The 14,585-nt window shown below is 40.5% G+C and carries 11 protein-coding genes and 2 rRNA genes; all 13 read right to left on the reverse strand.

The features are described 5' to 3' along the window. Positions 1-32 precede the first annotated feature (32 nt). Complete coding sequence (locus HMPREF0874_RS09100; RefSeq protein ID WP_008603341.1) at positions 33-2,015, reverse strand: TonB-dependent siderophore receptor; 1,983 nt, start codon at positions 2,013-2,015, stop codon at positions 33-35. Between the two features lie 143 nt (positions 2,016-2,158). Next, entirely contained in the window at positions 2,159-4,102 is a 1,944-nt protein-coding gene (locus HMPREF0874_RS09105; protein WP_008603346.1) for a TonB-dependent receptor, read from the reverse strand. Positions 4,103-4,120: 18 nt separating this feature from the next. Further along, complete coding sequence (locus HMPREF0874_RS09110; protein WP_008603348.1) at positions 4,121-4,882, reverse strand: ABC transporter ATP-binding protein; 762 nt, start codon at positions 4,880-4,882, stop codon at positions 4,121-4,123. Then, positions 4,882-5,928: an iron ABC transporter permease gene (locus HMPREF0874_RS09115; RefSeq protein WP_008603350.1), complete on the reverse strand. Its 1,047-nt coding sequence runs from the start codon at positions 5,926-5,928 to the stop codon at positions 4,882-4,884. The genes HMPREF0874_RS09110 and HMPREF0874_RS09115 overlap by 1 nt, the downstream gene beginning before the upstream one ends. Before the next feature lie 12 nt (positions 5,929-5,940). Beyond that, positions 5,941-6,963, reverse strand: a complete 1,023-nt coding sequence (locus HMPREF0874_RS09120) for an ABC transporter substrate-binding protein (protein ID WP_008603355.1) — start codon at positions 6,961-6,963, stop codon at positions 5,941-5,943. Next, complete coding sequence (locus HMPREF0874_RS09125; protein ID WP_008603356.1) at positions 6,963-9,416, reverse strand: TonB-dependent siderophore receptor; 2,454 nt, start codon at positions 9,414-9,416, stop codon at positions 6,963-6,965. Before HMPREF0874_RS09125 ends, HMPREF0874_RS09120 begins: the two co-directional genes overlap by 1 nt. Positions 9,417-9,546: 130 nt before the next feature. Then, positions 9,547-10,299: a TonB family protein gene (locus HMPREF0874_RS09130; protein ID WP_039965431.1), complete on the reverse strand. Its 753-nt coding sequence runs from the start codon at positions 10,297-10,299 to the stop codon at positions 9,547-9,549. Between the two features lie 4 nt (positions 10,300-10,303). Beyond that, the gene (locus HMPREF0874_RS09135; RefSeq protein ID WP_004694375.1) at positions 10,304-10,708 is read right to left on the reverse strand and encodes a biopolymer transporter ExbD; all 405 of its coding nucleotides are present in this window, start codon (positions 10,706-10,708) and stop codon (positions 10,304-10,306) included. Beyond that, on the reverse strand, positions 10,705-11,316 hold the full coding sequence (locus HMPREF0874_RS09140) for a MotA/TolQ/ExbB proton channel family protein (RefSeq protein ID WP_004694376.1): 612 nt from the start codon (positions 11,314-11,316) through the stop codon (positions 10,705-10,707). Before HMPREF0874_RS09140 ends, HMPREF0874_RS09135 begins: the two co-directional genes overlap by 4 nt. A gap of 630 nt (positions 11,317-11,946) precedes the next feature. Further along, on the reverse strand, positions 11,947-13,101 hold the full coding sequence (locus tag HMPREF0874_RS09145) for a M48 family metallopeptidase (RefSeq protein WP_039965434.1): 1,155 nt from the start codon (positions 13,099-13,101) through the stop codon (positions 11,947-11,949). A gap of 184 nt (positions 13,102-13,285) precedes the next feature. After that, on the reverse strand, positions 13,286-13,657 hold the full coding sequence (locus HMPREF0874_RS09150; protein ID WP_008603365.1) for a CGGC domain-containing protein: 372 nt from the start codon (positions 13,655-13,657) through the stop codon (positions 13,286-13,288). Between the two features lie 466 nt (positions 13,658-14,123). Then, positions 14,124-14,240, reverse strand: a 5S ribosomal RNA gene (gene rrf / locus HMPREF0874_RS09155). A gap of 74 nt (positions 14,241-14,314) precedes the next feature. Then, positions 14,315-14,585 (reverse strand): 23S ribosomal RNA (locus HMPREF0874_RS09160); the annotation flags it as partial.

Raw genomic sequence — 14,585 nt, forward strand, 5'->3', positions numbered from 1 at the left:
TTGTATAGTTCTAATTAGTGATTACATAAAGACTAGAATTTTTGAGTATAGCTGAGTTGGTAATTAAATGGTTCATCCCAGTATTCCCAGTCACCGTTTGAAATAACATTATGACGGTTTAACAAGTTACGTGCATCTAGCCGCAAGGATGAGTTTTCATTGAACTGATAGCCTACGTATGCATTCCAAGCTATAAGATTAGGATTAATACCGCCATCGCGGTTCTTCATCCGTTTTGTGACAAAGTTGATGCTAGTACCTGCAGTCCAGGTTGAGCTATTGTAATGGATACCCCCTGTAAATTGCAATTTAGGGTTAGCTTGTTTCCAATAGGTCTTATCGATTTCTCGTTGTTTAGGATTAGAATACGATGCACCCACAGTCATTTTTAAGTGATCTGTTAATTTACGACCATATTGGGCTTCGATACCGACATTTCTATAGCGACCACCATTTACGCGAATCGTGTTTTTACCATTGCTATCCGGTTTCCAAGAGAAGAAGTTCTTAAAGTCCATATAGAAGAGCGCTACTTTCCAGCTATCTTTGTTGGTAATATGTTTATAGCCTAATTCATAATTCCAACCTTCTTCAGGTTTCAAATTGCGTCCACTAACAGAGGCATAGCCTTTATTAATTTTCTTGAAAGTATCGCTTAGATTCGGCATTCTAAAAGCTTTACCAACATTTATATACATGGATGATTCCTTGTTGATACGATGTTGTAATTGGAACTGAGGAATTAATACGCGCTGATTTTTCACAGGGTCTTTAATATCCGAATAACGCAAACCTAAAATACTAGTCCATTTAGGATTGATTTGATAGGAATATGTACCATAAATGGCATAACTATTGCGATGTGGATTTCCATAGTATGGACCAGATGTAGTACGATATGTCTCTCGTTTACCAAGCACACCCGCAATGAAATAATCCTTACCACCGCGGAAGTCCCATTCATGTTGCACATCGAAACCATATTGTCGAGCAATATAGTTGTTATCACTCAACGTATATGTCTTTTTGCTATGTACGCGACTTTTACCATACAAATCTCTATCGTTGTAGAAAAGAGTACCTGTCGTATTGCCATCTTTATAAACTAAAGACGCATTGTTTTTAGTATCTTTATAAGCATATGTTGTAGAGTGAAGCTTTTGCTTAATAGGATTCGTTTCTGTACTCAACTGTCCAAAAGAAGAATTACCTTCAAAGCGGCTAAAGTTCAAAGTCAACTTATCATTTAATTTACCGCTCATAAATACACCTAAAGAATTCCCTTTGTTACGAGCTGTATAATATTCATAGCCTCTAGCATAACCACCGATATCGGAGCGGATAGGGGTTTCAGGATCTTGAGCGCCAAAGAAGTTACGTTCCACACCTATTAAGAAGCGAGGCGTCCCATAGTTAATTTTATAAGTTTGGCGGCCCATATTACCAAAACCTATCGTAGCAGAGCCCCCTTCTTTACTTGGAGTCTTAGTAATTACATTGATAACACCACTCATAGCATCAGCGCCATATAAAGCAGACGCTGCACCTTTTAATACTTCAATGCGTTCAATAGAGCTAGTCGGAATAGAGCTAAGTCCGCCCTTGCCATTGAGGTTCATCGGTACCCCATTCATGAGAATCAAAGAGCCCCGTTCAAGACCACGGATATTCACACGGCTATCCATAGCCCCATATTCAAGACCGGATGCACCATAGGAAAAAGACGTAATGCCTGGTACCATATTAACTGCATCAAATGCATTTTTAGCACCGCTATTAGCTAAGTCCTTTTGAGTAATAACATCCATCGCAGCCGGCGTATCTAAATCTAAAAGAGCCATGCGATTTGCTGTTACATTAATAGTATGGATTTCAGATACTCCATTAGATTCACTCGATGCAGCTGTAGTGGGAGTCTTATCAGCACTTACCTCTGCTGCATATCCATTCACAGACAATCCTATCAATGCTAAACCCACAAGTATAGATATACGATGCTTAATTTGTTGTCTCATACCAAATGCCTCACTTAACACATATATACATTCACACAATTATATAAACTACATATTTGTATTATTACACATTTATTTGGCCCGCACAAAACCCATACCCCTACCGCTACTGCATTCTCGGGGGATTGTATCGTTAATACATATTAAAATTTTTGTGTATAACTTAATTCATAATTGAATGGTGCATCCCAGTATTCATAATCTCCATTGGATACTACATTATGACGGTTCAAGAGATTGCGTGCATCGAGGCGTAATGTAGCATCTTTGTTAAAGTGATACCCAACATAAGCATTCCAAAGAGCAATGTTAGGGTTCAAGCCGCCATCGCGATTGCGCAAACGTTTGGTAACAAAGCTAAATGATGTACCAGCTTCCCAGGTTGGGCTTTTATAATGAATGCCGGTTGTAAACTGTAACTTAGGAGCCGCTTGTTTCCAATAGGTTTCATTCATTTCCTTTTGTTTTGGATTAGAATAAGAACCACTTACACTCATTTTGAGTCGATCTGACAAATGTCTACTATACTCAGCTTCAATCCCAACATTGTGGAATTTACCACCGTTTACGCGAACGGTTGGGCGACCATTTACATCAGGTTGCCATTGGAAGAAGTTCTTGAAGTCCATATAGAACACGTCCACCTTCCAGCTATCCTTCTTATTAAGACGTTTATAACCTAATTCATAGTTCCAACCCTCTTCAGGCTTAAGATTTTTACCACTTACTGCTGTGTATTGGCGGTTCACGCTACGGAATGAATCACTCAAGCTAGGCATCGTGTAAGCTTTCCCTATATTTAAGTACATGGAGGAAGCTTTATTGATGGTGTGCAACAATTGGAACTGAGGCGTTAACACATATTGGTCCTTAATAGGATCACTAATGGCTGTATAACGCAAGCCCAAAATGGCAGTCCATTTGGGATTGATTTCACGAGAATAGCTACTGTACACCGCATAGGTATTACGATGAGGCCGTGTATACACAGGGGCATGTGTGGCACGATAGGTTTCTTGCTTACCTGTAACACCGGCAATCAAATAATCCTTACCGCCTCTAAAGTCCCATTCATGTTGTACATCTATACCATATTGACGAGCTACATAACTGGTTTCGGTCGGCTTGAACTGTTTAGCACTATGAACACGGCTTTCACCACGCATAGTACGGTCATTATAAAACAATATCCCCGTCGTATTATCATCCTTATAAATCAAAGATGCATTATTACGGTCATCCTTGTAATGATATGTCGTAGAATGACGAGCCTGTCTCACAGGATTTCTTTCTGTACTAATCAAACCAAAGGAGGAACGGCTTTCAGCGCGAGTATAATTTAAGGTTATCTTATCTGAAAGCTTACCGCTCATGAACACACCTAAGGAGTTACCTTTATTGCGCGTAGTGTAGTAATCATAACCCTTGCGGCCTGTATAGTCATACCGCACCGGTGTAGATGGATCTTGAGTCCCCCAGTATTTTCTATCGATACCAACGAGGAATCGATCAGTACCATAAGAAAGATCAAATCTCTTGGAGCCTCGATTACCTACAGCTACCGTAGCAGAACCGCCCTCTTTTGACGGCGTTTTTGTAATAATATTTATAACGCCACCTAAAGCTTCTGCGCCATATAAGGTAGAGGCCGCCCCCTTTACAACTTCGATGCGCTCAATGGCACTGGTAGGTATAGAGCCAATTCCGCTCTTACCATTTAAGTTCATAGGTACACCGTTTACAAGAACAAGTGCACCGCGGTCGAGTCCACGAATATTCGTACGGCTATCCATGCCACCGAAATCCGCGCCAGACGCACTAAAGGAATTAATAGTTACACCCGGTACATTGGCAACCGCATCAAAAGCCGTCTTAGCACCACTATTTTGTATATCCTCTTGAGTAATAACAGAAGTCGATACCGGTGTATCTAAATCTAATAACGCTGTACGATTAGCTGTAACATTTATGGTAACTTCTTCTTCATTATTGTTCATTATTACATCTGCAGCATAACTATTAATTGACATAGTAGTTAATGCCATAAGCACTGCTGCACAGACTTGTTTATTCATTCGTTTCATCATCCACGCCTCTTTTTTTATTTATTCCATATTATATATAATATTTAATCGTCCATTTGGTAATGTTTGTACCGTGGCGGACACGCCGTAGATGTGTCGGATGGTCTCCTCTGTCAATACTTCATGAGGGGTCCCTGTACACACTACGGAGCCGTCTTTTAGGGCAATGAGACGGTCACAATAGATGGCTGCTAAATTCAAATCATGAATAGCAGACACTACAGTTGCATCGAGACGTTTTACAATCGTCATCAGTTCCAGCTGATACTTAATATCTAAGTGGTTTGTCGGTTCGTCTAGCACTAGGCATTCTGTGCGCTGTGCCAAAGCACGTGCTAAGATAACACGCTGCTGCTCACCACCAGATAAGGTATTAAAATTGCGACTTTCAAAATCACTAAGTCCTACTTGAGACAGCGCATGTCGAGCGATTTCATAGTCATCAATTTGATCTCTATCAAGCAGCCCTTTATACGGGGAACGGCCCATGAGAACCATTTCAAGGACGGAAAAATCAAAGTTAACCGTACTATGCTGTGCCACTACAGCCATTTTTAAGGCTGTATCGCGATGACTTAAGGAACTCATTTCAGTGCCATCAAAGAAAATCTTCCCATGATTAGGCTGAAGCACGCGATATAAGCATTTCAAGAACGTACTTTTACCACTCCCATTAGGACCTATAATTCCAACGAATTCCTTATTTCGTATATCTAGGGAAATATCCTGAAGAATCGTTTTAGAACCAAATGAGACTTGGATATTATCTGTTTGAATATTCATTATTCCCCTCCAAATCCGTAGTTCTTACGCACCAACATGTATACAAAGGTTGGTGCCCCAATGAGAGAAATGAGAATGCCGATTGGCAATTCTGCGTGAGGAATAATACATCGGCACAAGCCATCAGCAATGACGAGGAAAATACTGCCCCCTAATGCGCTGAACGGAATCAAAGTCCAGTGATTCGTTCCGATTGTCATGCGCACGAGATGAGGAATCAAGAGGCCTACAAAGCCAATCATGCCCGCCGCGTACACCACAAAGCCAATAATAAGTGAGCTAATAATCAAATAGACTTGTCGATATCTATGCAAATCGCGACCTAAGGTGATGGCCACCTCATCGCCGAGAAGCATAATGTTTAAAACTCTGCTTTGAGACCAAAAGAATAGAATGCTCACGAGTACAACGATGGCAATAAATGGCAACATGTCCCATTTAGCGCCCGCAAAGCTACCCATCAACCAGTACGTAATGGTTTGGATGCCTTCCTTATCGTCCGCCAAATAGACCACAAAACTTGAGAAGGAGCTACATACAGCGCTTAATGCCAAGCCCCCTAAGATCAATTTCACCGAGTTTGGTCGTCCACCCAAGTTTGAGATAAACAATACACCGAAGGAAATCGCCATAGCCCCAATAAAGGCCATAATGCCGACAAAGTTCTCACCGAACATAACCCCTACACCAAATAAAATAGCTATCGTAGCACCGAGAGATGCACCGGAGGAAATCCCCAAGATATAAGGATCTGCCAGTGGATTCTTAACGATGGCCTGCATGATAACGCCAGATACGGCAAGACCTGCTCCAATAATAGCGGCCATCAACAACCGCGGCATACGTAGTAACCAAATAATAGTCTGATCAGGACTATTCATAGGATCATCAATAGCTAATGGGCTAGAAAATTGATCTATTACAATATTGAGAATTTGAGAAAGTGAAAACTGTACTGTACCAACAGAAAGTCCCCATAGAATGGCTACTGCTAGCACCCCTATGAGGACAAATCCGCCAGCAGTATATCCAATTCGTTTTAGCATACTGCTCCTTTATTAATGAATTAAATCTGGTACCCCTTCTGGATATAGATTAGGATACAACCCATGCGATACGATGTCGATACCATCTAATAAACGAATACCAGGACTATATACAGCAAGCAATGGCAAGAAATGAACGCGTTTATTGCGCAATGCATTAACACCTTGTAAACCTGGCTGCGTTAATACATAGTTCATAATCACATCCGCTTGGCTATATTCGCCGTCAGACACGATCAAGAAAATTACATCCGGATTCTGCTCCACCACGTCCTCCATGCTAATGGACGGCGTTTCCGTGTCGATCACATCGGCGTGCAAGGAAGCTCCTATATTACCAGCTAATGTCTTATGTCCATACAATCGAAAATGCTTGCCTTCCACCTCGACAAACAATGCCTTTGGTGGCTTCTCATGAGCCGTTTGGGCTACCGTGTACGCCACAGATTGTTGCATCTCTTGAATGAGACGCTCTGCTTCCATGTTTCGATTAAAAATACGCCCCAAATCTCGAATATATTTATACTCCATATCCATGGTGAGCGCCGATTGAGCCCCCAAGGAGGACTCTGCAATATATACATTCGCTTGTCTCGCCTGCCAAAATGTAGGTGTTTGTAACATTTTATTTGTAAAAGTAGACTTCCAACCTACCAACAAATCAGGCTTCATCATCAATACGCTTTCCAAATTGGCGTATTTCAGATCCTTGTATGGAATTTTATCGTATGCCTCACGGTATTCTGGTCGCACGTATTTGCGATCTGGAATCCCCATGCCCGCTACGATACGATCCCCTGCACCAAGAGCAATGATAGTTTCTATGGAGTTTTGCCACATCGCTACCACACGCTCGGGCACTGCTGTATAGGTACTTTCAAAAGGCTCACCTCGACGTACAAAGGATTCAATTGTCACTGGTGGCTGCAATTCGATATGTACTGGTGTAGACTGATGGTCCTCAACAGTTACCTGCTGAGGACCACAACCTACACATATTAATAGACATAGTATTAATACGCTGAATCTAATCATTAGAATTTATATTTCGCCCCAATCATGAAGGAACGTGCTGGCATAGCCGCACTACCGCGACCATTGTAAGCACTATAGCTTGTTTCATAAGCGCGGTTAAGAACGTTATTTACCACGATGTACGCAGTTAAATCTTTTGTTACATCATAGTTGAGGTTCCAGTCCACGATGAGGAAACGTCTATGAGTGAATGCATAGTCGCTGTTACCAGTGTACCAGTTAATCAACAAGCCAGAATATAGACGCTTGTTATCATAGGAAATGTTCAATGCATAGTGGTTTTGCGGACGCAAGCTATTAATAGCCACATTGATATCATCGCTATTGCTATAACCCCAGTTTGGATCAAGAATCCAACCACCTTTAGATAACCATTTATCTTTCATATGAGAGTAAGACGCACTCATTGTTACATGTTCATTTAATCTGTGGTCTACTGTAATATTGAAAGATTGTTTGTTTTCTTTTGCATTAACTGCTGTTTTTTCAAACTCGCCGGATCTGCTATTCAAAATTGGCAATGTAGCGATGGCATTTTTCATACGCGTGTAATCATAATGAACTGCTACAGTAGTATTATTACCTTTACCAAACGTATGTAATAGGCCCCATGTGAAAGCATCGCCTTTTTCATCATCTAACGGTGTATTAAATACCCCATCAACCGCACTGTAGTCGCCTGTTTTAAGCGGTCTCAAGATGCGAGTCCAACCAGCGTACATGCTAGTCTTTTTGTTAAACTTAACTTGACCATGCAAGCTAGGTGTTAAGGCGCTTACACTACCCTTACCTTGGGAGTCACCGCTGCCATTACCTTGAATACTGCTATAGTGTACATAGCGCAATGCTGGTGTTAATTCCACATTGTTACCAATGTAGATTTTATCTTGTAAATAAGCATATAAAGTATTACGACGAATATCAGAAGACACTACATCACCATTACGTTTAATAGAACGGGAATTCAAATTAGAGCGACTATAGTCGATATTAGCAATAATATCATGCTTATCAAGTTGGCGAGTCCATTGAAGTTCTACACCTGTTTTATTTTCTTTATACCATCTATTTGGGCTACCTGCCATACCGCCTGTTTCAGCAATCCATTGACGCAATGCATCACGACGATCTGGGAATGGTGCCAAATTGGAATCAACCCATGCATTAAATTGCTCCACAGTAGCGCCATTAGGGAATGCCGCAGCATAGGCAGCACGTGCGGCCTCGCTACCAAGTTTAGACCATGTATATGTATCGCGACCTTCATATCGATGATCTAAACGATACAATCTAGCAAAGCTTTCCATTTGACCTTGGCGATCGAAAGTAAATTTCAAATCTGTGTCTAAGTTTTTAAACTTACTATAAGAGCCGTAGTTACCATCTAAAGCGAATAAATTGTGGTAGCCAGGGTTTCTGGAGTCACCATACAACTTAGGTGCATAACCTTGTGGATTTTCATCTGGATCTACATATTTAGGATCTGTTTTCAACTTGTAATTAGTATCATATTGGCCAACTTCAGCATTGAAAATAATGCGACGCCAATCATCTGCATTCCAGTATTTCCGGCTTGGTGTAGAAATTGGATACCCATCGCGACCTTTTTTGAAGTTCATTGAGAACTGTAAGCTTTGTTTCTTATTGAACTCATGGTCAATACGTGCATTAAATCCTTCTTCGCGCCATTTAGAACCTGTAAGAGTGGCTACTTCACCAGTATCGCCATCTTTATACTTCGTATCTTGAGACATAGTACGTGTAGCTGTTACAAAGTAACCAGTAGATGCATTCTTACCTGCCGCACCTTGTACAGTCAAGTTATAACTATGCTTGTTCCAGCTGCCTGTAGCCAAATCAACGGAACCGCTGAAATTGCCTTTACCACGGCGTGTAATGATATTGATGACACCACCTGTAGCATCAGAACCATATTGAGAAGCACCAGGGCCTTTGATAACTTCGATTTTATCAATAGCATCCATATTGGTTACTTCATCAATATTTACACCTGTAGATTTAGAGCCTCTTTCAGAGCTATCACCTAAACGACCAGATGTAATATTGTCTACACGACGACCATCTACTAATACTACAACGCGGGAGTCACCATTAATGGACACACCATTATTATAAAATTGGTAACCATACTCGCCACCACGGTAACCAGGATTTTGGAATGTAACACCTGGAACGCGTTTAATCGCTTCAGTTACATCGCGATAATGACGTTTTTCAATCTCTTCACGAGTGATAACCTTTACATCACCACCAGTACGGTAATAAGATTGCTCAGTAATGGTATTACCATACTCATCCTTTGCCGCATCGGCTTTTACCGAAACATTATGAACCTCATAACCCTTGAAGTTCTCATCATACGCATAGGCTTGATACGTACCTAACGCTAACGTTGCCGCAATAGCAGCAGATAAAATACGACGACTCGTCATAACCCCTCCACACACAATAAATACACAATAAAAAAAATATTAAAACTAATCCTCTAACAAATGCGTTTCTTGTATTTTCTGAATTAAAACTACACACAAACATAATTCATACATTATCAGCTATTGAAAATTAGTTAAAACCATAATCTACATTAACCACAATTGTAACTGGCTCACCTGTTGTATTCTCTATACCGCCAGAGCTCTCTACGAGGCTAGCAGCAGCATTATCGAGAATGCTAGAGCCACTGCTACCAATCATTTCAGCACCTGCATAGTTGCCATCGGCATCAAAAGTGATTTCAAAGGAAACTCGTCCACTGAGGCCACGGCGCACCGCCTGTTGCGGCATTACTTTATTACTCTCAATGCGAGCAATATAACCTGAACTATCGTAAGATCCCCCACGACGTTCTACATCACCTGGACCTGGATCACCACCTTTAGAACCATTGCCCTCATTACCAAGGCCTCCATTACCAATAACCCCACCACCACCAGGGCCTGGTACATTGCCACTGCCTGGATTGCCAACAGGATTATCAGTATTACCATTCAAGTTGACTGATGCCATCTCATTACCACCTAAGTAAGGATTCAGATTTTTTAAGCCTTCTGTGGGCTTTCCCGATAAATCAGGCAACACACTACCTGCTTTACCGCCTCCTGCGACTGGTTTGTCGTCAGGTTGAATCTTTAATTTCTCAGGATCTTTCTTCTCTTGAGGAGGTTCTTGCTGCCCCATATCAAGGTTGATAACCAAGTCTTTTTTGGGTGTTTCTGGAGGTTTTATATGACCAAACCAATCACCTACAACACCCCAATATACAAGATTTAATGCCAATGCAGCTACGAAAGGAATTCCATATCGTTTATCTACCATAGAATCACTTCCGTTCTGTAGCTACGCTAACAAACCGAGCACCACTAATTTTAAGATTATCTAAAATATTGATAACGTCCTTATACGCAATATCCTCAGAGGCACGCACAATAAATGCCTGTTGAGGTTCTTTTGCAACAATACCTTGAATTTCATTGCCCAGTTGATCAGGGACAATCTCACGTTCATTCAAATACATCTTATGTGTAGCTGTTAATGAAATTGTGATAGGCTCAATCGTCTTTGCAGAAGAAGAGGAAGCCTTTGGTAAGTTAAGAGGAATTTGTTCCTCTGTATTCATATACAACGTACTCATCATGAAAAATACGAGCAAGAAGAAAACGATATCAATCATAGGTATAATCATGATGGTAGGTTCTTTTTGTATGCCTACTGAACTACGTTTCATCGTTGACTCCTAATATATAAATCCATAATAGAACCTAATTTTTGCTCTAACTTTGCGATATCTGAATTTACTTTATCTGTGCACCAACTATGGATGGCTAATGCTACGATGGCTACTGAAAGCCCTGTTGCAGTGGCAACCAGCGCTTCGGATACGCCGCCTGTAATAACAGTAGGCGCACCAATATCGCCACCAACGGCCGCGAAGGAGCGGATCATACCAACAACAGTACCCAAAAGGCCAAGTAATGGAGCCATTGTTACCATCATGCTAAGCCAGTTAAGACCACGTTTTAAACGTTCATCCATGTACCCTACCACATCATGTAAACGATTCTCTAAACCTTCCGCACTATATACAGACTCCACGATAGGAGACACGAATCGACTCAATGCATCATCACTATTTTTTATAGAATTCTCTAGAGTAGACCAATTATTACTATTACGACCGGCATCAATGCTATCGGACAACTGCTGTAACTCATGATTGATGTTTCTGTACGTACGAATACGTTCAAATAAAATAGTACATGCTGCTAACATGAATAGTACAAGTGGATACATAACGAAACCACCTGCATTAAATAGGTGAATTGTATACTCCATCATAGCCTCCATATAATATATAAAATTACGTGTTATTTAACAAAAAAATGGTCATCTATATTATTAGATTAACCACCAACATTGACATTATCCTATAAAGTATTTATAAGTACAATAACCCTATACCCCCTACCGTTATGATATTTCTATAGGATTCCATTCTAACTACATATTCCATCCACCTTAAATATACATCTATCCACTATATATAGACAATATTAAGTTCTCGCATAAAAGCTTCATAATTATTATAAAAAATATAATAATTATATCTATTAAAACTATGCTCAATAAGATAATCTCTCATATTTTATAGTTGAAAATCATTATAATTCACGTTCCACCATCAAAAATCTTTTTGTATTTTTATGAGCTTATTATTACTCCATGAATATAATTTATTCACACATGAATAATACTTATACTTCAGACTATCTATATCTTTACGGTCTATTTATTACTCCTATAGCGCTCAATATATCTTATAAACTTATTAACTTATACTCAAACTATAAATATTACAATCTATATAAAAAGAGGACTAAGCCTTTATGGGCTCAGTCCTCTGATTATTCTCATTATAATAGCATAAATCCTTAAAGCAAATTATATGCCATGTATAGCTCTTATTTATTTTTTAGCTTTATCAGCTTTTACCTTTTTAGGTTTTTCTTGTTTAACCTTCACTGGTTTTTTCACGTTAACAGCAGTACCAGCAGGCTTTGCAAATGCATTATTAAGATTTGTTGCCACTTGTAATGCTACATCTGCATTTGGCGTAGAAACAATGGATTGACCAGCTACCGTTACAGTGTCACCACTATAGGATGCAGAACCTGGTGTCACTTGATTGTTATGATACAATCGTGCCAATTTACCAGCCATGTAATAAGCACGCTCTTCGCCTGTGTAGCGGCCACTACCTGCTGGAGTATAGATATTATCACCGTTTACGTACACAGTACCATTCGATACGTTTACATGATTCCCAGAATATGTGTACATACGAGAAATATTATTGTTCACCCGATCGGACAACTTTGGATGGTTATTAGGTGCTACCACTTGTGAAAGCCCTTCGCGGTAGTGTTCCCCCACTTTGTTGCGCAGTACTGCCATAGAACCAGCTGCACCACCCACATTGTATGGAGACTCACTTAAAATCTTAAAGCCTAACTCATCAGCGGCTTTTTCTTGACTCATCGTAAACACTTGATTGGATAAGTAGTTACCTGCCACATTAGATAAAATAGCCGCACCTTCACTACCGCCAGCAGCAATGCCGACCGCTGTAGAAAGACCGATTTGCTTCTTAGCGCCATTAATAATATCTTTATGCTCGCCATGAGAGATTTCATGAGCCATTACATAGGCCAATTGATCATCATCTAGCGTATCTAGAGCACCCTTGTTAATGGACATAACGCGACCAAGTGTGGCAAACGCATTAAACTCCTCATCAGGATTCGCATATACAACGTAGGAACGTTTTACACTAGGTGTAGCCTCTAATGTCTTCATAATTCGATTTACACGCTCTTGGGCGGCACTATCGTTTAAGTAACCAGTTTTCTCTTTTGTGCGTGCCAAACTCTCCTGTTGCCCCTCTGCAGAATTATCCATTTTATTTAATGCAGTAGATACGTAAGCCATAGCAATAGCACCACCAGCTAAAGATTGTACCGCAGCAGACGCAGCATTAACAGAAGCCGTTTGCATCATAGTAGGTGCCATTGTCACTGCCATAGCAATAGATAAAGTAGCCGCTGTAAGTTTCTTATTCATTCTCTCAACCTCTTAAACAATGATATAGCTATATAATAAAACAATATAGAATGTAAGAAAATGCCAGAATTTCCACACTACCTATATAATATTACTTCATGATAAATATAGAATGAATAATGGAACAATCATTCATCTATCATAAGATGGTGCAATCTATTATGGTTAATTCAAACATTGCTAACTATTGATCTGTCGTTACTGGTTTAGCTGAAAGTACTACCGCTTCTTTACCATCTTTAGAAACAGCACCACCATGTGTATAGCCTACTACATCAAAGCCTGCCTCAGCACACTGCTCTGCGATGCTTTCATAATTTTCATTCTTACCACGCGTACATGTAGAAAGATGTACCGTAGTAACACCTTTTTTCTTAAAAGACTCAATCTTCTTAGCTAGATCCCCACCACTATGTGTGAACCCCACCAACTCAATATCCTCATCAGCATAACGCTCAAAGGAATCCGCTTTATTCATAAATGCTTTCAAACAACCGCCACAAGAACAGCGCTGCATTGTCTCCTCATTAACGAGGACCGCAATTTTTTTAGACATATGACCTCCTATGAAATATGATATAAACCTAAGTATACCATATCCATGAGAAAAATATGTGCTTCAAAGCACGATAATTAATACTAATTATATAAGTAACTCCTTCAACGTCTACTGCTTTGCTCATTAGTTCCCTTAAAAGAATAAAAATCCATACAAAAAAAGACACACCCTTCGGTGTGCCTTTAATTAATCAGCAGCTTCCTATCAATCCTCACTGTGGATTTTCCTTCACTGCTTCGCAGTTCGGTAAATCTTACGTTCGGAAGAAGGTGATGTGTGGGCCCCATACGTCGTTTCACTCCTCTGTGGCCTCACACCCTACCCTTCCCACGCCGTCTTATTGATTTATATAGATAGTTTCTACTTGTACAACCTTGGCTGGAGACGGCTCTTGCAGAGTTAGCTAGTCGAAGACTAGCAAAAAGAAAAGGCCTACCTTTAGGTAGACCTTTTTCTTTTAGTCAATCAGCGGCTTCCTATCCTCCCAGGCCGTCTCCAGCCAAGTACTTTCGGCGTTTATGAGCTTAACTACTGTGTTCGAGATGGGAACAGGTGGATCCTCATAGCCATCGCCACTGAATCTGTCAGAGTTTGTACTCTGAAAACCACATAGAAGTATATATATTTGTTGCACATTCTGCTTAATGTTTTGTTTAAGTAAAGCCCTCGATCGATTAGTACCAGTCAGCTCCAACCCTCACGGCTCTTCCACACCTGGCCTATCTACCATGTCGTCTACATGGGATCTTACTAGCTTATGCTATGAGAAACCTCATCTCAAGGCTGGTTTCACGCTTAGATGCTTTCAGCGTTTATCCGTCCCGAACGTAGCTACCCAACTGTACCCTTGGCAGGATAATTGGTACACCAGCGGTTCGTCCACTCCGGTCCTCTCGTACTAGGAGCAGCCCCCTTCAAGTTTCTT

The sequence above is a fragment of the Veillonella sp. 6_1_27 genome, assembly GCF_000163735.1.
Lineage (GTDB): Bacteria > Bacillota > Negativicutes > Veillonellales > Veillonellaceae > Veillonella > Veillonella parvula_A.

Coding starts and splice junctions, on each gene's coding strand:
- HMPREF0874_RS09100 (WP_008603341.1), bottom strand. CDS start 2,015: ATGAGACAACAAATTAAGCATCGTATATCTATACTTGTGGGTTTAGCA.
- HMPREF0874_RS09105 (WP_008603346.1), bottom strand. CDS start 4,102: ATGATGAAACGAATGAATAAACAAGTCTGTGCAGCAGTGCTTATGGCA.
- HMPREF0874_RS09110 (WP_008603348.1), bottom strand. CDS start 4,882: ATGAATATTCAAACAGATAATATCCAAGTCTCATTTGGTTCTAAAACG.
- HMPREF0874_RS09115 (WP_008603350.1), bottom strand. CDS start 5,928: ATGCTAAAACGAATTGGATATACTGCTGGCGGATTTGTCCTCATAGGG.
- HMPREF0874_RS09120 (WP_008603355.1), bottom strand. CDS start 6,963: ATGATTAGATTCAGCGTATTAATACTATGTCTATTAATATGTGTAGGT.
- HMPREF0874_RS09125 (WP_008603356.1), bottom strand. CDS start 9,416: ATGACGAGTCGTCGTATTTTATCTGCTGCTATTGCGGCAACGTTAGCG.
- HMPREF0874_RS09130 (WP_039965431.1), bottom strand. CDS start 10,299: ATGGTAGATAAACGATATGGAATTCCTTTCGTAGCTGCATTGGCATTA.
- HMPREF0874_RS09135 (WP_004694375.1), bottom strand. CDS start 10,708: ATGAAACGTAGTTCAGTAGGCATACAAAAAGAACCTACCATCATGATT.
- HMPREF0874_RS09140 (WP_004694376.1), bottom strand. CDS start 11,316: ATGGAGTATACAATTCACCTATTTAATGCAGGTGGTTTCGTTATGTAT.
- HMPREF0874_RS09145 (WP_039965434.1), bottom strand. CDS start 13,101: ATGAATAAGAAACTTACAGCGGCTACTTTATCTATTGCTATGGCAGTG.
- HMPREF0874_RS09150 (WP_008603365.1), bottom strand. CDS start 13,657: ATGTCTAAAAAAATTGCGGTCCTCGTTAATGAGGAGACAATGCAGCGC.